The sequence below is a fragment of the Marinovum sedimenti genome (assembly GCF_054052205.1).
In genome coordinates, this window is sequence record NZ_CM133223.1 from 612,962 (window position 1) to 637,713 (window position 24,752).

The 24,752-nt window shown below is 61.4% G+C and carries 25 protein-coding genes; 9 read left to right on the forward strand and 16 right to left on the reverse strand.

Annotated elements, in window-relative coordinates; all coding sequences use genetic code 11:
* Positions 1–6 precede the first annotated feature (6 nt).
* A complete protein-coding gene (locus ACW9UO_RS02955; protein WP_457087499.1) occupies positions 7–1,008 on the forward strand; it encodes a GlxA family transcriptional regulator in 1,002 nt (333 codons plus the stop codon).
* A 23-nt stretch (positions 1,009–1,031) separates the two neighbouring features.
* Here ACW9UO_RS02955 and ACW9UO_RS02960 read toward each other — a convergent pair whose 3' ends face one another.
* Both ACW9UO_RS02960 and ACW9UO_RS02965 read right to left on the reverse strand, forming a co-directional pair.
* Complete coding sequence (locus ACW9UO_RS02960; RefSeq protein ID WP_457087500.1) at positions 1,032–1,451, reverse strand: hypothetical protein; 420 nt, start codon at positions 1,449–1,451, stop codon at positions 1,032–1,034.
* A gap of 83 nt (positions 1,452–1,534) precedes the next feature.
* The gene (locus ACW9UO_RS02965) at positions 1,535–2,620 is read right to left on the reverse strand and encodes a PQQ-dependent sugar dehydrogenase (protein ID WP_457087501.1); all 1,086 of its coding nucleotides are present in this window, start codon (positions 2,618–2,620) and stop codon (positions 1,535–1,537) included.
* Positions 2,621–2,794: 174 nt separating this feature from the next.
* On the opposite strand from ACW9UO_RS02965, the gene ACW9UO_RS02970 reads away from it, so the two are divergent.
* From ACW9UO_RS02970 to ACW9UO_RS02995, 6 genes are all read left to right on the forward strand, one after another.
* On the forward strand, positions 2,795–3,991 hold the full coding sequence (locus ACW9UO_RS02970) for an ABC transporter substrate-binding protein (protein WP_457088592.1): 1,197 nt from the start codon (positions 2,795–2,797) through the stop codon (positions 3,989–3,991).
* Positions 3,992–4,062: 71 nt separating this feature from the next.
* Positions 4,063–4,839, forward strand: coding sequence for an ABC transporter ATP-binding protein (locus ACW9UO_RS02975; RefSeq protein WP_457087502.1), 777 nt, complete (start codon positions 4,063–4,065; stop codon positions 4,837–4,839).
* A gap of 75 nt (positions 4,840–4,914) precedes the next feature.
* Positions 4,915–5,628 carry an ABC transporter ATP-binding protein gene (locus ACW9UO_RS02980; RefSeq protein WP_457087503.1) on the forward strand — a complete coding sequence of 238 codons (714 nt, stop codon included), beginning with the start codon at positions 4,915–4,917 and terminating at the stop codon, positions 5,626–5,628.
* 1 nt (position 5,629) lies between these two features.
* Entirely contained in the window at positions 5,630–6,001 is a 372-nt protein-coding gene (locus ACW9UO_RS02985) for a hypothetical protein (RefSeq protein WP_457087504.1), read from the forward strand.
* A gap of 3 nt (positions 6,002–6,004) precedes the next feature.
* Complete coding sequence (locus ACW9UO_RS02990; protein WP_457087505.1) at positions 6,005–7,015, forward strand: branched-chain amino acid ABC transporter permease; 1,011 nt, start codon at positions 6,005–6,007, stop codon at positions 7,013–7,015.
* Entirely contained in the window at positions 7,012–8,316 is a 1,305-nt protein-coding gene (locus ACW9UO_RS02995; RefSeq protein WP_457087506.1) for an ABC transporter permease subunit, read from the forward strand. The genes ACW9UO_RS02990 and ACW9UO_RS02995 overlap by 4 nt, the downstream gene beginning before the upstream one ends.
* 107 nt (positions 8,317–8,423) lie before the next feature.
* Here ACW9UO_RS02995 and ACW9UO_RS03000 read toward each other — a convergent pair whose 3' ends face one another.
* Positions 8,424–9,971 carry a helicase HerA-like domain-containing protein gene (locus ACW9UO_RS03000; RefSeq protein ID WP_457087507.1) on the reverse strand — a complete coding sequence of 516 codons (1,548 nt, stop codon included), beginning with the start codon at positions 9,969–9,971 and terminating at the stop codon, positions 8,424–8,426.
* A 541-nt stretch (positions 9,972–10,512) separates the two neighbouring features.
* On the opposite strand from ACW9UO_RS03000, the gene ACW9UO_RS03005 reads away from it, so the two are divergent.
* Positions 10,513–11,184 carry an invasion associated locus B family protein gene (locus tag ACW9UO_RS03005; protein ID WP_457087508.1) on the forward strand — a complete coding sequence of 224 codons (672 nt, stop codon included), beginning with the start codon at positions 10,513–10,515 and terminating at the stop codon, positions 11,182–11,184.
* Positions 11,185–11,232: 48 nt separating this feature from the next.
* On the opposite strand, the gene lpxB is transcribed toward ACW9UO_RS03005, so the two are convergent.
* From lpxB to pyrH, 13 genes are all read right to left on the reverse strand, one after another.
* Complete coding sequence (lpxB, locus tag ACW9UO_RS03010; protein ID WP_457087509.1) at positions 11,233–12,402, reverse strand: lipid-A-disaccharide synthase; 1,170 nt, start codon at positions 12,400–12,402, stop codon at positions 11,233–11,235.
* 1 nt (position 12,403) lies between these two features.
* The gene (locus ACW9UO_RS03015) at positions 12,404–13,207 is read right to left on the reverse strand and encodes an LpxI family protein (protein ID WP_457087510.1); all 804 of its coding nucleotides are present in this window, start codon (positions 13,205–13,207) and stop codon (positions 12,404–12,406) included.
* Positions 13,208–13,210: 3 nt separating this feature from the next.
* Complete coding sequence (lpxA, locus tag ACW9UO_RS03020; RefSeq protein ID WP_457088593.1) at positions 13,211–14,002, reverse strand: acyl-ACP--UDP-N-acetylglucosamine O-acyltransferase; 792 nt, start codon at positions 14,000–14,002, stop codon at positions 13,211–13,213.
* Entirely contained in the window at positions 14,002–14,457 is a 456-nt protein-coding gene (fabZ, locus tag ACW9UO_RS03025) for a 3-hydroxyacyl-ACP dehydratase FabZ (protein WP_457087511.1), read from the reverse strand. The genes lpxA and fabZ overlap by 1 nt, the downstream gene beginning before the upstream one ends.
* A 106-nt stretch (positions 14,458–14,563) precedes the next feature.
* Entirely contained in the window at positions 14,564–15,274 is a 711-nt protein-coding gene (locus tag ACW9UO_RS03030; protein ID WP_457087512.1) for an OmpH/Skp family outer membrane protein, read from the reverse strand.
* A complete protein-coding gene (gene bamA, locus ACW9UO_RS03035; protein WP_457087513.1) occupies positions 15,228–17,579 on the reverse strand; it encodes an outer membrane protein assembly factor BamA in 2,352 nt (783 codons plus the stop codon). The genes ACW9UO_RS03030 and bamA overlap by 47 nt, the downstream gene beginning before the upstream one ends.
* Before the next feature lie 119 nt (positions 17,580–17,698).
* The gene (locus ACW9UO_RS03040; RefSeq protein ID WP_457087514.1) at positions 17,699–17,827 is read right to left on the reverse strand and encodes a hypothetical protein; all 129 of its coding nucleotides are present in this window, start codon (positions 17,825–17,827) and stop codon (positions 17,699–17,701) included.
* Between the two features lie 136 nt (positions 17,828–17,963).
* Entirely contained in the window at positions 17,964–19,313 is a 1,350-nt protein-coding gene (gene rseP / locus ACW9UO_RS03045) for an RIP metalloprotease RseP (protein ID WP_457087515.1), read from the reverse strand.
* 15 nt (positions 19,314–19,328) lie between these two features.
* Positions 19,329–20,501, reverse strand: a complete 1,173-nt coding sequence (dxr, locus tag ACW9UO_RS03050; RefSeq protein WP_457087516.1) for a 1-deoxy-D-xylulose-5-phosphate reductoisomerase — start codon at positions 20,499–20,501, stop codon at positions 19,329–19,331.
* Complete coding sequence (locus ACW9UO_RS03055; RefSeq protein ID WP_457087517.1) at positions 20,498–21,289, reverse strand: phosphatidate cytidylyltransferase; 792 nt, start codon at positions 21,287–21,289, stop codon at positions 20,498–20,500. The genes dxr and ACW9UO_RS03055 overlap by 4 nt, the downstream gene beginning before the upstream one ends.
* 4 nt (positions 21,290–21,293) lie before the next feature.
* The gene (locus ACW9UO_RS03060) at positions 21,294–22,031 is read right to left on the reverse strand and encodes an isoprenyl transferase (protein ID WP_457087518.1); all 738 of its coding nucleotides are present in this window, start codon (positions 22,029–22,031) and stop codon (positions 21,294–21,296) included.
* A gap of 70 nt (positions 22,032–22,101) precedes the next feature.
* On the reverse strand, positions 22,102–22,665 hold the full coding sequence (frr, locus tag ACW9UO_RS03065; protein ID WP_457087519.1) for a ribosome recycling factor: 564 nt from the start codon (positions 22,663–22,665) through the stop codon (positions 22,102–22,104).
* A 266-nt stretch (positions 22,666–22,931) separates the two neighbouring features.
* Entirely contained in the window at positions 22,932–23,675 is a 744-nt protein-coding gene (pyrH, locus tag ACW9UO_RS03070; protein ID WP_457087520.1) for a UMP kinase, read from the reverse strand.
* Between the two features lie 115 nt (positions 23,676–23,790).
* Here pyrH and miaA point away from each other — a divergent pair, with 115 nt between their 5' ends.
* Entirely contained in the window at positions 23,791–24,678 is an 888-nt protein-coding gene (gene miaA, locus ACW9UO_RS03075) for a tRNA (adenosine(37)-N6)-dimethylallyltransferase MiaA (RefSeq protein WP_457087521.1), read from the forward strand.
* The last annotated feature ends 74 nt before the right edge of the window (positions 24,679–24,752 follow it).

The window sequence follows — 24,752 nt, forward strand, 5'->3', positions numbered from 1 at the left end:
GCAGTGATGCAATCCACTCCTGACGAAGTCGAGGTCGACGCCCCGGCCAAACCGCGCCGCTTTGTGTTCGTGTTGCTGGCGAATTTCTCGCTGTTGCCGTTTGCGGCGGCGTTGGAGTGCCTGCGGCTGGCGAACCGGATGTCGGGCAAGCGGCTGTATGATTGGCGGGTGCTGGGCGAAGGCGGCGAATTTCAGACCTGTTCGGCGGGCACCAGTTTTCAGCTTCAGGGCGATCTTGAGGAGTTGCAGCGCGACGATACCATCCTGCTGTGTGGCGGTGTTGATATCCAGAGCGCCACCAACAAGCGCCTGCTCAACTGGCTGCGCCGCGAGGCCCGCAAGGGCATCGGGACCGGCGGGCTGTGCACTGGCAGCTATGTGCTGGCGCGGGCCGGGCTGCTCGATGGCAAACGGGCGACGATCCACTGGGAAAATCACGACAGCTTTGCCGAGGAATTCGAGGATGTGCTGTTGTCCAAGTCGGTGTTTGCCATTGATGGCAACCGGATCACCACGGCGGGCGGCACCAGTTCTATCGACATGATGCTCAAGGTGCTGGCCAATGATCACGGGCCAGAGCTGGCCAATGCGGTGGCCGACCAGATGATCTATTCCTCGATCCGCACCGATCAAGACACCCAGCGGCTGTCGGTGCCCACCCGCATTGGCGTGCGCCATCCCAAGCTGAGCCAAGTCATTCAGAAGATGGAAGCCAATATCGAAGAGCCGATCAGCCCGTCGATTTTGGCCAAAGAGGTTGGCATGTCGACCCGCCAGTTGGAACGGCTGTTCCGGCGCTATCTCAACCGGTCGCCCAAGCGCTATTACATGGAGCTACGGCTGGAAAAGGCGCGCAACCTGTTGATGCAGACCGATATGAGCGTGATCAACGTGGCGCTGGCCTGTGGCTTTGCCTCGCCGTCGCATTTCTCGAAATGCTACCGTGCGCATTATGACACCACGCCCTATCGCGAGCGTGGCACCCAAGGCGCTAAGGAACTGACGTAGCGCGGTTTTTCCCAAGGGCTGTGCTAGAACAGACCGTTCAGATCGTCGAAATCACTGTTGAAGGTGAAGGCCAGCGCCAGCAGCCCATCGTCGCGCTGGTGCAGCACGAGGTAGACGTAAATATAGCTGGTTTCGGTCCAATAGGCGATCAGCTCTTGGCGAAACCCATGCTCTAGATCCACCCGGCGGATCAGGGCGACGTTTTCGAAATCCACAGGGAAAATCTCGCGCACCCGGCCCTCAAGCGCGGCGAGCTCGGCGGCTTCGCTCACGTCGCCAAAGGCGGGCAAGGCCTGTGCGATGCTGCGGCTCATGATCAGCGGATCAAGCCGGGCGCGCAGGGCAAGATAGTTGTCATAAAAGCTCACCGCCCCTTGGGCCAGCGCCATATGCGGCGTGATCAGGACGGTGAGACAAAGCAGAAGACGCGGCAGAAATGACATTATGAAAACTCCGGGTTTTCGCCAAGCTTGTCGCCATTTTCGCCGCAGTGCCAGAGGGATTGTGGGGTTTGCCCACCGCGCCCCTACTTGGCGGGGGTCATGCGGTACAGCGCGCCCTGCCCGACGCTGAGAAACCAGATCGCGCCGTTGGGCCCTTCGCGGATGTCGCGCACACGCGCCGTTTCGTCAGCGGCGATTTTCTCGACCTCGCGCATTGGGGGGCCTTCGAGCCGGGAGATATAGTCGAATTTCAGCGAGCCAATGAACAGATCGCCCTTCCATTCGGGCCACAGTTTGCCCGAGTAAAACAGCATGCCCGAGGGCGCGATGGACGGGTCCCAATAATGTTCGGGCTGCTCCATCCCGGCTTTTTCAGTGCCTTCGCCGATCTTGAGGCCGGAATAATGCCGACCATAGGCGATCACCGGCCAGCCATAGTTGCCGCCTTTGCGGATGCGGTTCACCTCGTCACCGCCGCGCGCGCCGTGTTCGTTGACCCAAAGATTGCCCGCAAGGTCGAGCGCGGCCCCCTGCGGATTGCGATGGCCGTAAGAATAGATCTCGGGCAGGCCACCCAGATCAGGATTGCCCGGCGCCGGGGCACCGTCGCGGGTGATATGCAGGACCGAGCCGTTATGGCGGCTGAGATCCTGCGCCGCGGGACGGTCGCCCCGGTCTCCGATGGTGAGGAACAGCGTGCCATCGCGGGCCTCGACCAGACGCGAGCCAAAGTGCTGGCCTGCCCCGGTGGGCGCGGTCATGGAAAAGATCGTCTTGGTGTCCTCAAGCCTCGTGCGATCAGCGCTGAGACGGGCGCGCATCACGGCGGTGCCAGCTTTGCCACCATCGGGATCCGCGAAAGACATGAAAATCTCGGACCTTTGGGCAAAATCACGCGGCACCAGAATATCAAGCAGGCCACCCTGCCCGTCTGTCGCGATTGGCGGCAGGCCAGAGACCGCATTAAAGCCGCCCCCCGGCGCGACATGCAGCAAACGCCCATCCCGTTCGGTGATCAACAGGCCGCCACCGGGCAGGAAGCCGACGGCCCAAGGCGTGTCGAGGCCGCGCACCACCGCTGTCACCTCAACCGCCCCTGCCGATGTCTGAAGAGTTTCGCCGTTAACAGCGGTGCTGGCCAGGATAAGGCCGAGAACAAGGCGCAACATAAGGATCCTCCTGAGATGTCCACTCTAAGGATAGTGCATCAACAGGCCCCGACCATCCGCAACATGTTTTCGTGAACGCCATGACCTCACCCGACGGCAATCCCCCTTTTCATCCTGAAAATCCGGGCATAGGCTGTCGCTCGGATATCCTTATCCATTCAGGGAGATATAATGATGAAAAAGTTTCTGATGGCCACGGCACTGACCGGCCTGACCGCACTGTCCGCACAGGCTGCGAGCCACTCCGAGTCGCTCAAGGTTGGGGTGATTCTCGGCTTTACCGGTCCGCTCGAAACACTGGCCCCGCCGATTGCGGCAGGTGCTGAAATGGCGCTGGCCGAGATCAACGCAGCGGGCGGCATTCTTGATGGCATGATGGCCGAGCCGGTGCGCGGCGACGGCACCTGTGCCGATGCGGCAGCGGCCACAGCGGCGGCAGAGCGGCTGGTGACATCCGATGGCGTCAAGGCGATCATGGGCGCAATGTGCTCGGGCGCGACCGGCGCGGTTCTGTCCAACGTCTCGGTGCCCAACGGCATCCTGCAAATCTCGCCTTCGGCCACCTCGCCGGGTCTGTCGTCGATCGAAGACAATGGCTTGTTCTTTCGCATGGCCCCGTCCGACGCGCGCCAAGGTGATGTGATGGCGCAGATCATCAAGGATCGCGGCATCGATGAAGTTGCCATGACCTATACCAACAACGATTACGGTTCCGGCCTCGCAGGCAGCTTTCAGGCGGCGTATGAGAAGCTGGGCGGTTCGGTGACATTGTCGGTCAGCCATGAAGACGGCAAGGCGGATTACTCGGCCGAAGTCGGCTCGCTCGCCTCGGCCGGTGGCGATGCGCTTGTTGTGGTCGGCTACGTCGATCAGGGCGGTTCGGGCATCATTCAGGCGGCGCTCGACACCGGCGCGTTTGAAACCTTTGTTCTGCCCGACGGCATGATCGGCACCGTTCTCGAAGACAACTTCGGCAGCGATATCGACGGCTCTTTCGGCCAGAACCCCAGCGTTGAAAACGAGCGCAGCGCAGATTTCCTTGGGCTGGCGGAAACCGCAGGCTTCGACGGCACCTCGGTTTATGCCAAGGAAGCTTACGATTCGATGGCGCTTATCCTGCTGTCGATGGCGGCTGCAGGGTCGACCAACGGCACGGAGGCCGCTGCCAAGGTCATGGAACTGGCCAATGCGCCGGGCGAAAAGATCTATGCCGGCGAGCTTGGCAAAGCGCTTGAGCTGATCGCGGCGGGCACCGACATCGACTATGTTGGCGCATCCTCGGTCGAGCTAATCGAGCCGGGTGAAGCTTCGGGCGGCTACGCTGAAGTGGAAATGAAGGGCGGCAAGCTGGAACATCTCGGCTACCGCTGATTTTCGGCTAACTGCTGACACTGGAACAGCCCGGTTTGCGCCGGGCTGTTCCTGCAAATGGGGGATGCACCGTGATCCGGGTTGAAAATCTGCACAAACATTTCGGCGGGTTTCACGCCGTTGACGGCGCCACGCTGGAGATCGCCAAAGGCTCGATCACCGGGCTTGTTGGCCCCAACGGCGCGGGCAAAACCACGCTGTTCAACGTGATCGCCGGGGTTTTGCCGCCGACGTCGGGCCGGGTGTTCATGGACGGTGAAGACATCACCGGGCTGGCGCCGCATGTTCTGTTTTCCAAGGGGCTGTTGCGCACCTTCCAGATCGCACACGAGTTTTCCTCGATGACCTGCCGCGAGAACCTGATGATGGTGCCGGGCGGGCAATCGGGTGAGGTGCTGTGGAACACATGGTTCGGGCGGAAACGGATTGCCGATGAGGAACGTAGCTTAAGGGCCAAGGCCGACGAGGTGCTGGATTTCCTGACGGTGTCGCATCTGGCGGATCACCCGGCGGGGGCAATTTCCGGCGGGCAGAAAAAGCTGCTGGAGCTGGGGCGCACGATGATGGTCGACGCGCGGATCGTGTTTCTGGATGAGGTGGGTGCCGGGGTGAACCGCACGTTGTTGAACACCATTGGCGATGCGATTTTGCGGCTGAACCAAGAGCGCGGCTATACCTTTTGTGTGATCGAGCATGACATGGATTTCATCGCGCGGCTCTGTGATCCGGTGATTGTGATGGCCGAGGGCAAGAAGCTGGCGCAGGGCACAATTGGTGAGATCAAAGCCAATGAGCAGGTGATCGAGGCCTATCTTGGCACCGGTTTGAAGAACAAGGAAACGGTGTGATGGCGGAAGCGTTGCGCTTGTGGGGGCCAGCCCCCACACCCCCGAGGTATTTTCGAACAGAAGAAGGAGGGGGACGTGGCTGAGCCGTTTCTGATTGGCGATACGATGACCGGGGGTTACGGTCAGGGGCCGGATATCCTGCATGACTGCACCATTGCGGTCGAAAAGGGCGAGATTGCCGTGATTGTCGGGCCCAATGGCGCGGGCAAGTCGACGGCGATGAAGGCGGTGTTCGGGATGCTTGATGTGCGCTCGGGCACGGTGCGGCTCGATGGGCAAGACATCACCAAGCTTTCGCCGCAAGACCGGGTGGCGCGGGGCATGGGCTTTGTGCCGCAGACCAACAATATTTTCGGCTCGATGACGGTGGAGGAGAACCTTGAAATGGGGGCCTTTATCCGCACCGATGACGTGTCGCAGACCATGGCGCAGGTGTACGAGCTGTTCCCGATCCTGCGAGACAAGCGGCGCCAGGCGGCGGGCGAACTCTCGGGGGGGCAGCGCCAGCAGGTGGCGGTAGGCCGGGCGTTGATGACCAAGCCGCAGGTGCTGATGCTGGATGAGCCGACCGCCGGGGTTTCGCCGATTGTGATGGACGAGCTGTTTGACCGGATTATCGAAGTGGCGCGCACCGGAATTTCGATCCTGATGGTCGAGCAGAACGCCCGCCAAGCGCTTGAGATTGCTGACAAAGGCTATGTTCTAGTGCAGGGCCGCAATGGCCACACCGGGACCGGCAAGGAGCTGCTGGCGGATCCTGATGTGCGGCGCAGTTTTCTGGGGGGATGAGATGAGGCTTTTGTATATCGTGACCATGGCCGCGAGCGTCGCTTTGGTGCCTGCGATTGCCTTTGCGGCCAAACAGGAACGCCTGTGCCGGTTCGAGAGACAGACCCTTGACGGTGTCACCCGAGCCGTTGACCTGCCCGTGATTGTTGACGGTGATGGGCACCGCGGTGAGGTGCTTATCGCGACAGGCGGGCGATATTCGGCCAAGCTTGCGCGCACCACAGCGGGAGCGACACAGGTTGCCTTTGCCACCGATGTGTCGCGCGAAACCATGATGATCGGGCCGGGCGGCGAAACGCTTTGGCAGATCGATTTCCACGACGGCAAGACTATGGCTTATGCAGGCCATTGCGGCCCGAACCGCAAGAGGTAACTGATGGACCTTCTCAACGCGCTTGTCGCGCTTGCCAATTTCGTTCTGATCCCCGCGATTGCCTATGGCAGCCAGTTGGCGCTGGGGGCGCTTGGGGTGACTCTGATTTACGGCATCCTGCGGTTTTCCAACTTTGCCCATGGCGATACGATGGCCTTTGGCACGATGGTCACGATCCTGTTCACCTGGCTTTTGCAAAGCTGGGGAGTGAGCCTTGGCCCGCTGCCGACCGCGCTGCTGGCCCTGCCCTTTGGCATCCTTGGCGCGATGGCGCTGGTGCTGCTGACCGACCGAGTGGTGTACAAGTTTTACCGCGCGCAGAAGGTCAAACCAGTGATCCTTGTGATCGTGTCGATGGGGGTGATGTTTGTCTACAACGGGCTGGTGCGTTTCATCATCGGGGCCGACGATCAGCGCTTTGCCGATGGCGAACGGTTCATCATTTCTGTACGTGACTTCAAAGACTTGACCGGGTTGGAAGAGGGGCTCGGCATCCGCACCACCCAAGGTTTGACGGTGGTGACGGCGGTGATCACCGTGGCGCTGCTGTTCTGGTTTCTCAACCGCACGCGGACGGGCAAATCGATGCGCGCCTATTCCGACAACGAGGATCTGGCGCTGCTCTCAGGCATCAGCCCCGAGCGTGTGGTGATGATCACATGGCTGCTGGTGGCGACGCTGGCGACGGTTGCGGGCACGCTCTATGGGCTTGATAAGACGTTCAAACCATTCACCTATTTCCAACTCCTCCTGCCGGTTTTTGCCAGCGCCATTGTTGGCGGTCTTGGCAGCCCGATTGGCGCAATTGCCGGTGGGTTTGTCATCGCGTTTTCCGAGGTTGGCATCACCTATGCCTGGAAGAAAGTGGTGGAATACATGGTGCCCGAGGCGTGGGAGCCGGACGGCTTGCTCCAGCTTCTGGGCACAGATTACAAATTTGCGGTCAGCTTTGTGATCCTCGTGATTGTGCTGCTGATCAAGCCCACCGGGCTGTTCAAGGGGAAATCGGTATGAGCCAATCTGTCCGAACATTGGCGCTGTTTGGTGGCGTCGCTCTGTTGATCCTCGGCACGGGGTTTGTGCAAAGCTGGAACTCGGCGTTGTTGATCATGAACATGGGGTTGGTCTCGGCGCTGATGGCGCTGGGGGTCAATCTGCAATGGGGCTTTGCCGGGTTGTTCAACGTTGGCGTCATGGGGTTTGTGGCGCTGGGCGGGCTGGCGACGGTGATCATCGCGATGCCACCGGTGCGCGCGGCCTGGGCGGCGGGTGGCACCGGCGTGGTGGCGGCACTCGCGGTCGGCGGCCTGACGATTGCGCTGGCGGTCTGGCTTACGCGGAGGATGGCCAAAGGCTGGCGGCGGGCTGTGGCTTCGCTGGCGGTTCTGGTGGTGGGCTTCCTGCTCTACCGGATGATTTTTGACCCATCGGTCGACGCCATCGAACGGATCGACCCGGCGCTGACGGGCTATCTTGGCGGCCTCGGCCTGCCGATTGTGCTGGCTTGGCCGGTGGGTGGGCTTTTGGCGGCAGGCGCGGCTTGGGTGATTGGCAAGACGGCGCTGGGGCTGCGGTCGGATTACCTCGCGATTGCGACGCTCGGCATTGCCGAGATCATCATCGCGGTGCTGAAAAACGAAGACTGGCTGGCGCGCGGAGTGAAAAACGTGATCGGCCTGCCCCGCCCGATGCCCTATGAGATCGACCTGCAAAACGATCCGGCCTTTGTCGAGCGCGCCACCGGCCTTGGCCTTGATCCCACCACCGCCTCGACCCTCTACGTCAAGCTCGGCTATGGGCTGATGTTTGCCGTGGTGCTGATCGTGGTGCTGGTGCTGGCACAATTGGCGCTGAATTCGCCCTGGGGCCGGATGATGCGCGCGATCCGCGACAATGAGGTCGCGGCGCGGGCGATGGGCAAAGATGTCACCCGGCGGCACTTGCAGGTTTTTGTGCTCGGATCCGCGATCTGCGGCATTGCGGGCGCAATGATGACCACGCTGGACGGCCAGTTGACGCCGTCAAGCTATCAGCCTCTGCGCTATACCTTCCTGATCTGGGTGATGGTGATTGTCGGCGGTTCGGGCAACAATTTCGGCGCGGTTCTCGGCGGCTTCCTGATCTGGTTCCTCTGGGTCCAGGTCGAGCCCTTCGGCGCATTGGTCATGGACGCAGTAACCTCAGGCATGGCCGACGGTTCCGCGCTCAAAGCGCACCTGCAGGACTCGGTCCAACACATGCGGCTGCTAACAATGGGCGTAATCCTCCTCCTGGTCCTCCGCTTCGCCCCAAGAGGTCTACTCCCAGAAACTTAACAACCCCTTTACTTCTTCTGTTCCTAAATACCTTCGGGGGGGTCTGGGGGGGCTGGCCCCCCCAGCCTGTCGACACGCGCAAGCGTGGCGATAACACTCCCTAAACGCTACCGCCCCTTAAACAGCCCGCCCAATATCCCACGCACAATCCGCCGCCCGGTGGTGCCCTTAAGCTCCTTCATCACCACCTTGGTCATCGCCTCACCAAAGCTTTCCCCGTGCGAAGACCGCCGGTTGGGCCGCGACGTCGAGCGTGTCACCCGCTTGCCGGAATAGCGCCGCCCGGCGCGGTATTCGCGTTCCGCAATCTCGGCGTCCTCCTCGCGCTGCTCTGCCTCTTCGGCCGCCTGCGCCGCTGTCTCGGCCCGTTTGGCGAGGATTTCAAACGCCGACACCCGATCCTGCACCACGTCATATTTCCCCGCCACCGGCGAGGCCGCCATGACGGCACGGCGGGTCGCCGCATCCAAGGGACCAAGCTGCGACGACGGCGGCCGGATCAGGGTGCGCTCGGCCATGCCCGGTATGCCCTTTTTCACCAGCATCGAGGTCACGGCCTCGCCAACGCCGACCTCGCGAATGGCTTCTTCGATATCAATCCGGGGATTGTCACGATAGGTCTGCGCCGCCAAACGCAGCGCCTTGCGGTCGCGGGCGGTAAAGGCGCGCAGGGCGTGCTGCACCCGGTTGCCGAGCTGGCCCAGAATGTCTTCGGGCACATCGTCGGGGTTCTGGGTGATGAAATACACGCCCACGCCCTTGGAGCGGATCAGCCGCGCCACCTGTTCTACCTTGTCGACCAGAGCATCCGGCGCGCCGTCGAACAACAGATGCGCCTCGTCAAAGAAAAACACCAGCTTGGGCTTGTCGGGATCGCCAACCTCGGGCAGTTGCTCGAACAACTCTGACAGCAGCCACAACAGGAAGGTCGCATAAAGCCGGGGCGAGGCCATTAGCGTGTCGGCGGCCAGGATATTGATCTGCCCGCGCCCTGCGGGATCAAGGGTCATCAGATCGTCAAGCTCCAGCGCCGGTTCGCCAAACAGCCCGGCACCGCCCTGATTTTCCAGCACCAGCAAGCGCCGCTGAATCGCACCGATTGAGGCGGTCGAAATATTGCCGTACCGCAGCGACAGCTCTTTGCGGCTCTCGCCAACCCAAACCAGCAGCGCTTGCAAATCCTTGAGGTCAAGCAGCGCCAGCCCCTGTTCATCTGCCAGCCGGAACGCGATGTTGACGATGCCCTCCTGCGCCTCGGACAGCTCGAGCAGGCGCGAAATCAGCAGCGGCCCCATCTCGGACACCGTGGTGCGCACAGGATGGCCTTGCGTGCCGAACAGATCCCAGAAAGTGACCGGAAAAGCCTCATAATTGAAATCGTCAAAGCCGATGGTGGCGGCGCGCTCGGCAAACGCCTGATGCAGCTTGAAATCGGCGCTGCCCGCGGCGGCCAGACCGGACAGGTCGCCTTTTACATCCGACAGGAACACCGGCACACCGGCCTTGGAAAACCCCTCGGCCAAAATTTGCAGTGTCACCGTCTTGCCCGTGCCCGTGGCCCCGGCAATAAGCCCGTGGCGATTGGCGTATTTCAGCTTCAGCCCCTGATGTTCCCCATACGCGGGGCCACCGCCGCCAACAAAAATTTCGGCCATAACCATCTCCGCCCAAAGAAGAAAAACAGGACACGCCTGCCCCGGCACGGACCGGGAACGCTATCTTAACCCTTGCGCGTTATGTTCTTCAATGTCGGAGAGAGACTTCAGAGTCTGTTCTCGGATTGACTTCCTCCCTGTCAGACTGGCCGCGCCGAAGACGGTGCGGCCCTTTTTCGTTGCCGGCTTGGTTTCAAAACCAAACCGCTTTTGAACCTGCTCTGCAAAAAGTGAAAACTTGCCTGTTGACCGATGGCAAATTAATTCGTAGCGTCCCGTCAATGACTAAGTCGGCCAGTCCGACGGGGAGCAAGAAAAATGAAAAGGGGTCGATCCGTCGGCCCCTTTTCTCATTGTTGGCAAGCACTTGCCGACGGCCCCTGCATCAACTCCGCATCACGTTGCATCGCTTCACGGAAAAATGCACCATGAATGGCGCGTGGAAGAAGACGAAACGCCTGACAGTTCTGATCAGTCATGCTAAGCGCTGCGGTATAATGAATACAGACCCATATGGGCGTGTTAACTAAAGGGGGGCCCGATGCCCAAAACACTTTATTCCCTGTCTCTGATTGCCCTTATGGCGCTGGCGGGTCCCGTCGCGGCACAGGACACCACGACAGATGAGACCACCGAATCCACGGCCGAAGACGCGCCTGCGGTGGAAGAGCAGCCCGCCGAGGGCACGGCCAGCGAAAGCCAGCCCGCCGAAGGCGAAGCCGAAGAGGCCAGCGGCGAACCGCAGCTTGGCAGCACCTACGTCAAGGAAACGGTGGGGGATTGGGAATTGCGGTGCATCCGCACGGAAAAACCCGAGACCGATCCGTGCCAGTTGTATCAGCTGCTGAAAGAAGAGAACGGCAACGCGCTGGCGGAAATCTCGCTGTTCCGTCTGCCCAAAGATGCCAAGCTTCCTGCCGGTGCCACGATCATCGTGCCGCTTGAGACGCTTTTGACCGGCCAGCTGGGCATTTCGGTCGATGGCGGGCAGGCGAAAAGCTATCCATTCTCGTTCTGCAACCGTCAGGGCTGTTATGCGCGCATCGGTTTGACGGCGGATGATATTGCGTCGTTCAAACGCGGTGCCGCGGCCAAGGTTCTGATCCGGCCTTTCGTTGCGCCCGAACAGGTGATCACCTCGACCATGTCGCTTAAAGGGTTCACCGCCGGGTTTGACAAGGCCAGCGTGCTCGCAGACGGCCCGCAGCAGTAACTCTGCGCGAGTGTTAGTGTAAAACGCCGCCCCTCGGGGCGGCGTTTGTCATGAATAGGGTTCGGTCCGGCCAAGACCATCCAGCACGGCGCGCGCCGCGCGACGGCCCGGCGGCTCTTGTCCCTGCCCCAGCCGCTCCATCGTCAGCGCCATTGCCGCGCGTTGCGTTTCCGGTGCATCGGCCAGCCGCAAAACGGCCGCAGCAATCGCCTCGGGCACACAGGCTTTGCCAACGTATTCCGGCACCGCGCGGGTGTCGGACACCAGATTGACCAGCGTCACCGTATCCACCCGCAGCAACCGCCCGATGATTTGGCGCGACAGCCAGTTCATGTCATAAGCGATCACCATTGGCGTGCCGGCAGCGGCCAGTTCCAACGACACCGTGCCCGACGCCGCCAGCGCCAAATCGGCGGCGCGAAAGGCGCTGTGTTTTTCCGCCTGCGCGCCCTCGGCACCGCCGTCGAGAACCACCGGAGCCCCCGGCCAACCCGCCGCAATCTCTTTCACCAGCCCCGCCACCGGGGCCGCCGCAGGCAGCACCACCCGCATTTCGGGCCGCGTGGCGCAGACCTTTTGCAGCACCTCGCCAAAGATCGGGCCCAGCCGCCCAACCTCGCTCTTGCGCGATCCCGGCAGCACCAGAAGCACCGGTGCCGCGCCAAACCCGTGGCGATCGCGGAAGGCCTGCGCCTCGGCCGCGCTCGCCAACGGATCGGTCACCACCGGGTGGCCGACGAAATCACAGCGCATGCCCGCCGCCTCCATATAGGGCGGCTCGAACGGCAAAAGCGCCAGCACCTGATCAATGTGCCGCGCCATCTTTTTCGCCCGCCCCGGACGCCAAGCCCAAACCGTGGGGGCGACATAATGCACCGTGCGGATGTCACTGCGCGCCTTGACGATTTTTGCCACCCGAAGGTTAAATTCCGGTAAATCGATGGTGATCAAAACATCCGGTTTCGCGGCAATCACCGCCTCTGCCGCCTCGACCACCCGCGCCTTTAACGCGTTGTATTGCGACAGGATTTCGCTCACGCCCATCACGCTGATCTCGTCCATCGGAAAGATGCTGGCCAGCCCGGCCTCTTCCATCCGTGGCCCGCCGACGCCGATGAACTCCACCTCGGACTCGGGCATCAAGCTGCGAAATCCGGCCATCAAGGCCGCGCCCAGCTTGTCGCCCGACGGCTCGCCTGCGATCACGAAAATCCGCATCTCAGCCGTCTTCAGCGAGGATAAACAGCCCGGCCTCCTCGGCCGCCGCCAAAAGCGCCGTGCGCTCGATCAGCACCACCTTGCCCACCATGATGACTATGCCGTCAAGCCCCGCCGCCGCGGCAGCCCGCACCGTATCCGGCCCGATGGCGGGCATATCGACCCGCAAATCCTGGCCTGCCTTGGGCCGTTTCACCAGCACGCCGCCCTTGCCACGCAACGATGGCGGCGTTTCAGCGACAAAGCGCAGCATCGCATCGGTGCCTTGCTGGGTTTCGATCCCGAGCACCAGCCCATCAGCCACCACCGCGCCTTGCCCCACATCCAGCGGCGACAGCGCCAAAAGGATATCGGTGGCGCGCTCGATGTCGGTGCGGTTGCGCTCGCTCGGGTCGGCTCCGGTCAACAGCCCCGCCTCAGCGGTCAATTCCGGCAGCAGCTCATGCGCGCCGACAACCGCGAGACCGCTTTCCTCAAACACCGCGATCACCAGCCGCGCCAAAGCATCATCGCCGCCTTGCATCGCCGCCATCAAACGCGGCGCGAGCTGCATCATAAAGGGGTCAAACTGCGCCGGGTTCAGCGGCGGGCGGCCAATGCCACCCGCCAGAACAACCCGGCCCACGCCACGCGCCTTGAGATCATCGAGAAAAGCACCAAACGCCTCAAACCGGTGCTGCGCATCGACGCGCGGCATCGGGGTATCGACGCCATCGAAAGCCACGCAGACCGCCTGTGGATGGGCCTCGGCCAGAGCGGCAGGCATGGTGCCACCGCCCGCCAGAATCGCCAGTTTGCCGGTCATGAGTTAGCCTCCGGGGGTCAGGAAATGCCGGTCGGATTTGCCGAGGATAAACTCCACAATCTCGCGGACATACTCGCTCTCGGTTTCGGCCCCCAGTCGCGTGGCGCGTTCCGCAAAGGCGCCTTCGCCCTGCGCCAGCATCTGAAACGCCGCCCGGAGCGCGGTGATGTCCGAGCGCGCCACGCCGCGCCGCTTCAGGCCGACAAGATTAAGCCCGTCAAGCTTGCCGCGCGGAGCCTGCACCAGACCATGCGGGATCACGTCATTCGTCACCATCGTCACCGCGCCGATGATCGCGCCGTGGCCGATGCGCACCCATTGGTGCACGCCCGACAACCCGCCGATGATCACCTCATCCTCAATCACGCAATGCCCGGCGAGCGCGGCAGAATTAACCACGATCACCTTGTTGCCGACCATGACATCATGCGCCACATGGCAGCCCGCCATGAACAGCCCATCGTCGCCCACACGGGTCAGACCGCCACCGCCCGCGGTGCCGGTGTTCATCGTCACATGCTCGCGGATGCGGTTGCGCTTGCCGATGACAAGGCGGGTTTCCTCACCGTCGAATTTGAGATCCTGCGGGATTTCACCCAGCACGGCGAAGGAAAACACCACCGTGTCTTCGCCAATCTCGGTCATGCCGGTCACAACCACATGGCTTTTCAGCTCGACCCGCGGCGCCAGAACAACCTTGGGGCCGATGTGACAGAACGGCCCGATGCGACAGCCTTCGCCAATCTCGGCCCCGTCCTCGATCACGGCGCTGGGGTGAATGAAGGTCTCGGCCATCAGATATCCATCATCGCGGTGAATTCGCATTCTGCCGCCATTTCGCCCTCAACCGTGGCGACGCCGCTGAATTTCCAAACCTTGCCGCCGGGCTTGCCGCGCGTGGTTTTGACATTCATTTCAAGCACATCGCCGGGAATGACCTTACGGCGGAATTTGCATTTGTCGATCGCCATGAAGTAGATCAGCAGATCCTTGTCCGCCAGATCCATCGCCACGCCGATCATCACACCCGAGGTCTGGGCCATCGCCTCGACAATCGTGACGCCCGGCATGATCGGCGTGCCGGGAAAGTGGCCTTGGAAATGCGGCTCGTTCATCGAGACGTTCTTGATGCCTTTGGCAGAGGCATAGCCGTCAATGTCGACCACTTTATCAACCAAAAGAAAGGGATAACGGTGCGGCAGGATCCGCTGAATCAATTGGATATCTGCGGTTTTGAGCGTCTCGGTCATTTTAAATCCTTTTCCGTCCCTGGTCCCTTGGTCTCGGGGTCCAAGCCCCAAGTGTGCCTTTGGTCCTAGCAATCGCGGCGCGCCACGGCAAGCTTCGCCGCACCGATCACTCGGCCGCTGCACCTTCTGGAGCGTTCTCGTCTTCACTCGGCGGCACGGTCTCTGGCACCGCAACGCCGTCCGGCACCGCCGGCACCTCGGGTGCGGCGGTGATGGTGTCCAGCGTTTCGGCGGTGATCTGGCTGATGTCTATAACTTCGTTAAATACCAATACGTTGCGCTTTTCGATAACCAAAACAGCGCCCGATTCCAGCATCATTCGCCCAACAATCGGGATCGCCGCCTGACGGAAACGCAGCCGAGCATCGGCCTGATACCGGTTCAGCGACAGCGCCTTTTCGTCCTGCTCATCGCGCAGACGCTGCACCTTGACATCAAAAGCGTCGGCCAATTTGCGAAAGTCTTCTGGGGGCAGCGTTTCGCGTTTGACGGTCAGCGCCTTTTCCTCGGCGGCCATTTCGGCATCGATCGCGGCGATTTCCTGAGCAAGCTCGCGGCTGCGGTCTTCGATTTCCTGCTGGATCTCTTGCCCGAGGGCCGAGGCCTGAAACACTTCTTCGAAATCGATCACCAGCACCTGGCTGCGCAGGGGCTGCTCTTGCGCTGTGACGCCGGTGCCAAGAACAAACAGGGCAACGGCACATTGTGCCGCCGCCCCTTTGATGCGCCGTGCCATGCCTGTCAGACCCTTGCGGGCCGTCAGACCGACATCAGAATTGCGTCGCAACGGTGAATTCGAACAAACGATCTTCGTCATACTCTTCTTTTTGCAACGCTTTGGTAAAGTTGAACCGCAGCGGGCCGATGGCGGTGGTCCAGAACAGCGACGCGCCAACCACATGCCGGGCCGCAGGTTCATCATGCACAACGCTGTGCCCTGCCGTTGTGGTGCTCGTGTTGTCGAGCCCCCAGACAGAGCCGACATCATAGAACAAACCGGCCGACAGCCCGTATTCTTCGGGCAGACCCAGCGGGAATTCCGCCTCAAACCGTGCCACGGCAAAGAAGTTGCCGCCAAGCGAATCGTCCACACCGGGGCCACGTTCCCGCGGGCCGATACCGCCGGGCTCAAACCCGCGCATCCGCGACGATCCAAGCCGGAACCGGTCAATCACCCGGCTGTCGCCGTCGGTCCAAAGTGCGCCACCTTCAAACACCGCGCGCAGCGTGACTTCCTCGTTGCGCACCTTTTTCTGGGCGATGGCCCGTGCCGTGGTGCTGACCGAAAGAATATCGCCGCCGAGGCCATTGAAATCCTGGCTAAAGGACAGCCGCACACCCGCCGTTGGATCAAGTCCGCGGTCGATGGTGTCATAAGAATAGGTATAGCCCAGACCGCTGGACAACAGCGCGCCCTGATCAACCTCGGCTTTCAGGATATCGCCAAGATCGGCACCCGCGTTGCGCATTTCCGAGAACCGCGCCGAATAACGGGTTTGCAGCGTGCTGAATTCCGCCACCGGGAAGGTCAGGCTGGTGGTGAAAAAGCCGATGGTGGTGTCATAAGAGTCATCGTACTGGTTGTCGGTTTCCGAATATCCCAGCGCAATGGCAAAGCGCAGATCGCGGTTCAGGAACGCAGGCTCGGCAAAGTTGAAGCCATAGTTCGATGTGCCCGACGCCGTCGAGAAATCAAATCCAAGCTGCTGGCCACGGCCAAGGAAGTTACGCTCGTTGAACGAGATATTGCCGCCGACGCCGCCGTCGGTGGAATAGGTGCCGCCAAACCCGATCGAGCCGGTGGGTGCCTCATCAACATCAACGTCAATGATCACCTGTTGCGGGCTCGACCCTTCGCGCGCCTCAACATCCGCGTTGGCGAAATAGCCCAAGGCGCGAATGCGTTCGGCCGACTGGCGGATTTCACGCGGGTTAAAGGGATCGCCCTCAACCACGTTGAATTCGTTGCGCACAACCCGGTCAAGCGTGGTGGTGTTGCCCTCGATATCGATCCGCTCGATAAAGATGCGCGGCCCTTGCGACAGCACAAATTCGATGTCGAGCTCAAGCGTGCGGTCATTGCGCGTCACGCGCGGTTCGACCCGCACAAAGTTAAGACCTTTGCGGTTGGCCAAACGCTCCATCCGGGCGATTTCGTTTTCAACCAGCGAGGGCGAATAGGTCACGCCCTGGCGGATTTTCACGACATCGGCAAATTCATCGGGATCGACGTTGGGCAGGTCAGAGACCGTGGTGATCTGGCCAAACGAGAATTGCTGGCCTTCCTGCACGTTGAACGTGATGAAATAGCCGTCACGCTCTTCTGCCAGTTCGGCGTTGACCGAATTGACCCGGAAATCAACGTAACCGCGCGATTGGTAGAAATCGGTAAGCACTTGCCGGTCAAACGCAATCCGGTCTTCGACAAAGCTGTCGCGCCGGATAAGCAACCGGAAAATCCCGGCTTGTTTGGTTTCCAGAATGCGGCGCAAGCGGCTGTCAGAGAATTTGCTGTTGCCCACAACGGACACCCGCTCCACCTCGATCACGCCGCCTTCGAGGATCTCAAAGGCAAGGTCGACACGGTTGTCGGAGCGGCGGATCAGTTTGGGCGTGACCCGCGCGGCGGCGCGGCCCTGCTCGGAATAGGCCTGCACAATCAGCTGTGCATCGCGTTCGGCGGTGGCCACATTGAACACCCGGCGCGAGGCCGACGTGATCAGCGTCTCAAGCTCTTCGTCCTTGATCCGGCGGTTGCCTTCAAACACCACGCGGTTGATCGTTGGAAATTCCACCACCCGAATGACAAGCTTGTCGCCAACCGGCACAATCTCGACTTCTTCGAACAGACCCGAGGCCAGAATACGCTGGTAGGCGTCATTCAACTGCGCGGCCGACACCTGCTGACCGCGGGCAATCCCGGCGTAGGTCAGAATGGTCGAGGGCTCGACACGTTGCGAGCCTTCAACGCTGACTTCGGTGAAACTGTAGCTCTGCGCTGAAAGCGGCATTGGCAGAACAGTCGCCTGAAACGCGACCGCAGCCGCACCGGCAAACAGAACAGATTTGACTGAATTTTTTGTGCCGCGTCCGGTGCCGCGTGCTCCCACTCGCATTTTCATGAGCCAATCCGTTTAACATCCATGGCTTGGTGAGTACCGGGATCAGCGCGGGTTGTCAAAAGCAAGCAAGCCTAGAAAAGCAGTAAATTTCGAGGTGTTGCCACAAAATATGGATAGGTTCAGAGAAAAGTGGGCAGATATCCGGCCAGCATCAAGGCAGCGGCCATCGTTCCAAGGAACAACATCCGGTCGATGTTGAGGTGCGCAATCAGGCGCAGGCCGCGGTATCCATGGGTTAAAGTCTGCATTTTCTTGCTCTTTCTCGGGCGTTACAGCCCAAGACCTAGCATTCAATTCTGGCGAGATTAGGGCAGGTTTCCCCTGCCCCGGCAAAACCGCCACATCTTGCGCGTGTGATCGCCCCTGTGACCGGCGAACCTCTGCCTATGGGCAGAGGATCAGGTCATTGGACAGCGAAAACACCATGACGCTCAGGACAATACCAATCCCGATGGTCATCAGCACGCTCAGCACTTTGTCATGCGGCGGGCGGCCCACAACGGCCTCATAGGCGTAAAACACCAGGTGACCGCCATCAAGCACCGGGATCGGGAACAGGTTGAGCAGCCCAACCGCTGCCGAAAGCACCGCAACAAACCACAGGAAGTTCGATGTGCCCTGCGCCGCCATCTGCCCCGAGGTTTCGGCAATGCCCACCGGACCGGACAGATTGCACGAGGAAATCTGGCCCGTCACGATGTGCCACATCCCCGAAACCGACCCCTTCATGATTGACCAGGTCTGCAACACGCCGCCCTGCACCGCTTTGCCAAAGCCCGGCGCGGTCTTGGCCGGTTCAAAGAACAACCCGCCGACGATACCAACCCGCCACTGGGTGACAAAGCCGCCCTCGGCGCCCGGTTCGTCCACCCGGCGCGGGGCGAGCGCAAATTCCAGCGTTTCGCCATCGCGCCACACATCAAGCAACAGCGCGCGGCCTTCCGAGGCTTCAACCGCCGTCTTGACCTCTTCAAAGGTGGCAATCTCTTGCCCATCCACGCCGATGATCACATCGCCCTGCGCCAGCCCAACGTCATAGGCGGCGGAGCGCGGCACCAGCCGGGTGATGTTGGGCGGATAAGGATAGGGGCCGGTCACGGTAATCTCATCACCGCCCCGGATCACCCGGTAGTCGAGATCATTGCGCGACGGCAGCGCCTCGACAAAGGCGGAAAACCCGTCGGCATCGCTGAAGTCAGGCACATTTGCCCCGGCGACGGACAACAGCACATCGCCTTCCTGAAGCTCTTGCGTGGTTGGCATCGGGCGCAATTCGCCCACGGTCAGAGGCTCGGAAATCACACCGCGCGTCAGGAACAGCGCCGAAAACAGCACAATCGCCAGCACGAAGTTAAAGATCGGCCCCGCCGCCACCGTCGCCGTGCGCGCCCAAAGCGGAGCGCCAGCCATTGTGGTGCGCCGGTCTTCTTCGCTCAATGCCGCGACGGCCGCCTCATCGGTGCCCGCCGAAGCCGCATCCGCATCGCCGCGAAACTTGACGTAGCCGCCCAAGGGCAGCGCCGCGATTTGCCAGACCGTGCCATGTTTGTCGGTGCGTTTGAACAGCACCGGGCCAAACCCGAGCGAGAACACATCCGCCTTGATCCCCGACCAGCGGCCCACGATGTAATGGCCGTATTCATGAATGGCGACGATGATAGACAGCGCCACCACAAAGGCCACCAATGTAAACAACGTGCCGCCGAATTGCGGGATCAACTGCGAAATATCCAAACCGCCCTACCCTTTTTATATTATGTCCCGGATGACCCGGTCTGCCTCTTGTCGTGCCAAATGGTCCACCTGCGCGACGTTATCAAGGGTCATTGCGGCGCCAATGAGACCCGCCTGACCTGACAATCTGGTGAGCACCTCTTCGACCACCGATGCCATATCGGTGAATTTGATCTCATACGCGAGGAACCGATCAAGGCTGCGTTCCTTGGCCGCGTTGAACACCGCCCCCGCCAGACCGCCCGCCGCCATCACCTCACGCGCAAGGCGCAGCGCGGGCCAGCGTTGCTCATCTGGGGCACTGAAACTCAGCGTTGCGATCTTGGCCAGATCAAGCCGTTCGACCGGCAGATCCTGCCGTTTCGGATGGTGCAGCGCAAAGCCGATCGCGTGGCGCATATCCGGCGGCCCGACATGCGCCATCAGCGCGCCGTCGCGAAACCCCACCAGCGCGTGCATCATGCTTTCAGGATGCACCAGCACTTCGATCTGATCGGGGTTGAGGCCGAAAAACTCCCGCGTCTCAATGACTTCGAGCGCCTTGTTGAACATCGAAGCGCTGTCGATGGTGATCCGCTGGCCCATGTCCCAATTGGGATGGGTCGCGGCCTGTTCGGGCGTCGCATCGCGCAGCCTCTCGATCGGCCAGTCGCGAAAGGCTCCGCCGGATGCGGTAATAATCACCCGCTCGACCGCCGCCATATCCTCGCCAATCAGGGCCTGAAACACCGCGGAATGTTCGCTGTCGACCGGCAAGACCTGCCCGCCATGTTTGCGCGCGGTTTCAGTGACCAATGCCCCAGCGCAGACCATGCTTTCCTTGTTGGCCAGCGCCAGTGTCGCGCCTTGTTCGAGCGCGCGCAACCCGGGGGCCAGCCCCGCCGCGCCGACAATCGCCGACATCACCCAATCGGCGGGCCGCGACGCCGCCTCGATCAAAGCTGTCTCGCCCGCTGCGGCTTCGATGCCCGACCCGTCCAACGCCGCGCGCAAAGGTGCGAGGCACTGCTCATGCGCCGTCACCGCGAGCTTGGCGTTAAGCCGCCGCGCATCCGAGGCCAATTGCGCCACATTGTGCCCGCCGGTCAGCGCCACAACGTCATAGTCGCCCGGATCGCGGGCAATCAGGTCGATGGTGTTTTGTCCGATGGAACCAGTCGCGCCAAAGATAGAAACGCGTCTTGTCATAAGGCGATGCCGGGCGGGAAATCGACGATCTGCGCCACCAAGAGCAGGAACAGCGCCGCGCCCAACATGCCGTCAAACCGGTCCAAAAGACCGCCATGACCGGGGATCAGGGTCGAGCTGTCCTTGACACCCATCCGCCGCTTGATCGCGCTTTCGGTGATGTCCCCCATTTGAGAGGCCATTGAAATCGCGATGGAAATCCCGATCACATTCGGCCCTGCCTCGGTCAGCAGCCAATAGACCACGCCAAGCGCCGCCGCCCCGATCCAGCCCGCAACCGTGCCGGACCAGGTCTTTTTCGGGCTGACGCGGGGCCAGAACTTTGGCCCGCCAATCATCCGCCCAGCGAAATATCCGGCCACATCCGTGACAACGACAACCAGCACCAGCCACATCAGCCACATCAGGCCGAAATCCTGACGCAGGGCGATCATGCCAAAACCCGACAGCAGGATGCCAACCGAGAACGGCATGAACATACCCAGATGTTTGCGCCACTGGCTTAGCGCCACAAAGGCCGGCGCGAGCAGCAGAGGCAGCGCAAATCCCGGCGGCAGGATGCTTGCCAGCAGCAGGGCAAAGGCCGACAGACCGCCAATCATCAGCGCCAGTTTCTGGTCGGCCCCGATCATCCGCATCAGTTCCCAGACCATCGCGCCGCACACCAGCGCCACGCCGATCCGAAACACCCAGCCGCCCAGCCAGATCGCCACCAGCCCGACCGCGACCATCACAATGGCCGAGCCGACGCGGGCGATCAGATCATCCCAGTTTCCACCTGTTGCCATCGCTTTACACCTTCACCGCGCCAAACCGGCGGTCACGTTTGCCATAGGCCCCGACCAGCCGACCGAACTCTTCTGACGAGAAATCCGGCCACAGCGTATCGATAAATTCGTATTCCGCATAGGCCGATTGCCACAAAAGAAAGTTCGACACCCGCGCCTCGCCACTGGTGCGGATCACCAGATCGGGGTCGGGCAGCACGTAGGTATCAAGGTACTTTGGCAGGGTCTCTTCATCCACATCCTCGGGATCAAGCCGCCCGTCGCGCACATCCTGCGCCAACCGTTTGGTGGCGCGCGCCACCTCATCGCGGCTGCCATAGTTCAGCGCGATGGTGAGGTTGGTGCCGGTGCAATCGCGGGTCTGCACCTCGGCATCGTCCATCAGCTTGCGCAGCTTGGCGTCAAGCTTGACCCGATCGCCGATAAAGCGCACCTGCACGTTTTCGCGCCGAAACGCCTCCATTTCCTTTTGGATATAGCGGCGAAACAGGCTCATCAGCCCGGCAACTTCGGTCTGGGTGCGTTTCCAGTTTTCGGTCGAAAAAGCGAAGATCGTCAGATACTTGACCCCGAACTCCGGGCAGGCCTCGACAATCTCGCGCACCCGGCGCGCCCCGGCCTGATGGCCAAACAGCCGCGGACGATGGCGCAACTGCGCCCACCGTCCGTTGCCATCCATGATGATCGCCACATGGCGTGGGCCTCGGTGCACCTCAGGGTCTTTTGCATCGCGCGCCATCATGGCTCCTGCGTCGGGGGTTCCGTGCTGCGCCGGGCCCAAAGGCCCGACCGCCAAGCTCAGACCTGAAAACTCAGACCTGCATGATCTCGGCTTGCTTGGTGTCGAGCATTTCGTCCACGCGTTTGACATAGGTGTCTGTCATTTCCTGCACCGCAGTTTCCCAGAACTTCTGGTCATCTTCCGACATGCCATCGGCCTTGGCCTTCTTGATCTGGTCCATACCGTCGCGCCGGACGTTGCGCACCGCAACCCGCCCACTTTCGGCATATTGCGCTGCAACTTTTGTCAGCTCGCGGCGGCGTTCTTCGTTCAATTCGGGGATCGGCAGCATGATGATCGTGCCATTCAGCTGCGGGTTGATGCCCAGCCCGCTTTCGCGGATGGCCTTTTCGACCTTGCCGACAAGGCCCTTGTCCCAGACATTGATCGTCACCATGCGCGGCTCGGGCACGTTTACCGTGCCGACCTGGTTGATCGGGGTCATGCTGCCATAGGCATCGACCTGCACCGGCTCGAGCATCGAGGCCGAGGCCCGCCCGGTGCGCAGCGAGGCGAACTCGGTTCGAAGGTTGGCCATCGCGCCGTCCATGCGGCGCTGGAGATCGTCGGTATCAAGAATGAAATCGTCGGACATGTCGTTAATGCTCTTTCCCTGTCTGGCAACCGGTGGCGCTTTGGCCCCCGGATATACACCGGCCCATCCGTTTTGCACAGATTATTGCGGGTTTCAAATGGCGCGTAAAAAGTTGTGGGCAATTGGCCGGTGAATCGCCCTGTGAAACGGACCGATAAAACGCAGTATTGGCCAAAGGGTCGCGCAAGGGTCGCCAGTGGCCGCCAGTGGCTGCGGGTGGACAGCCAAGTGACCACCCCCGCCATAGGCCACGCGGAACCGTAACGTCAGCCGCCCACCTTGGTATAGGTGCCGCGCCCGGCCAGAATGCCGCGGAACCCGCCCGGCTCATCAAGCGAAAACACGATGATCGGCAGGCTGTTGTCGCGCGCCAGTGCAATCGCGCTCGCGTCCATCACGCCGAGATGTTTTTGCAGCACCTCGTCATAGCTCACGGTCTCATACCGCTTGGCGTCGGGGAATTTGACCGGATCTTTGTCGTAAACCCCATCCACCTTTGTGCCCTTAAAGATCGCCTGACAGGACATCTCATTGGCGCGCAGGGTGGCGGCGGTGTCGGTGGTGAAATACGGGTTGCCGGTGCCCGCGGCAAAGATGCAGACCCGCTTTTTCTCAAGGTGGCGCACCGCGCGGCGGCGAATGTAGGGCTCGCAGACCTGATCCATCGGAATGGCCGAGATCACCCGCGTGAACACCCCAAGCCCCTCAAGCGAGGATTGCATCGCGAGCGCGTTCATCACGGTGGCAAGCATGCCCATATAGTCGGCGGTGGTGCGTTCCATGCCCTGCGCGCTGCCTTGCAGCCCGCGAAAGACGTTGCCGCCGCCGATCACCATGCAGATTTCGACCCCGAGATCATGCACCGATTTCACTTCGCGTGCGATCCGTTCAACCGTGGGCGGATGCAGGCCATAGCCCTGATCGCCCATCAGCGCCTCACCTGAGATTTTAAGAAGCACCCGTTTGTATTTGATCACTTGGGCATCGATTTCGGCGGACGCATCGGTCATGGTGTACTCCGGGCAAGCAGCTGTCTAGATTGCGCGCAAAGTGTCGGAAAACGCGGGACAGTTCAATGCAGCATTCGTCGGAAATTCTGTACATATCGTTAATGGAGCCCCTAGGTTGACTGCGCTTCCCTCTGATCTCTCGCCAGAGCAACCTGTGTTGATTGCCGGTCCGACCGCCAGCGGCAAATCGGCGCTTGCCTTGGCCATTGCCGAGGCGCAGGGCGGCGTGATCATCAATGCCGACGCCAGTCAGGTGTTCGAGAATTGGCAGGTGCTGACCGCGCGCCCCGGTGCGGGTGATCTCGCCCGCGCGCCTCACCTTTTGTATGGCCATGTCGCTTGGGACGCAGAGTATTCCGCCGGGCATTGGCTGCGCGAGGTTGCGCCGCTGCTCGCTGGCCCCGAACGCCCGATCATCATTGGCGGCACCGGGCTGTATTTCGCGGCGCTGACCGAAGGGTTGGCGGAAATTCCGCCCACCCCGCCTGCGATTCGCGAACGTGGTGACGCGCTCCGCACTGCCGAGGGGCATCAGGCGCTCTTGGCTGGGATCGACGCCGCGACCTTGGCGCGGATCGACCAGCAAAACCCGATGCGGGTGCAACGTGCCTGGGAGGTGCAGGAAACCACCGGGCGCGGGCTGGCCGATTGGCAGGACGCCACCCCGGCGCCGCTGTTGCCGCTGTCGCGCGCTGTGGCGTTGCGGGTGGATGCCGAGCGGGACTGGCTGAATGCCCGCATTGCCCGGCGCTTTGATTTGATGCTCGAACAGGGTGCGCTTGACGAAGCCCGCGCCAATCTGGCGCGTTACGCGCCGGATCTGCCCAGTTTTAAGGCAATCGGCGCGCCTGAGCTTATCGCGCATTTGCGCGGCGATATTCCGCTTGGCCGTGCGCGGGAAAAGGCCACCGTGGCCACCTGTCAATTTGCCAAGCGCCAGCGCACATGGTTACGATCACGGATGAAGGCGTGGCGCGGCATTGATGCTGCGGCACTGGGATAGGTGTCTTGTCGCTTGCGCAGAATTTCTGCGTTGCGGCGGGGATGGCAATCAGTTGAAATGGTTTCATCAGGGCG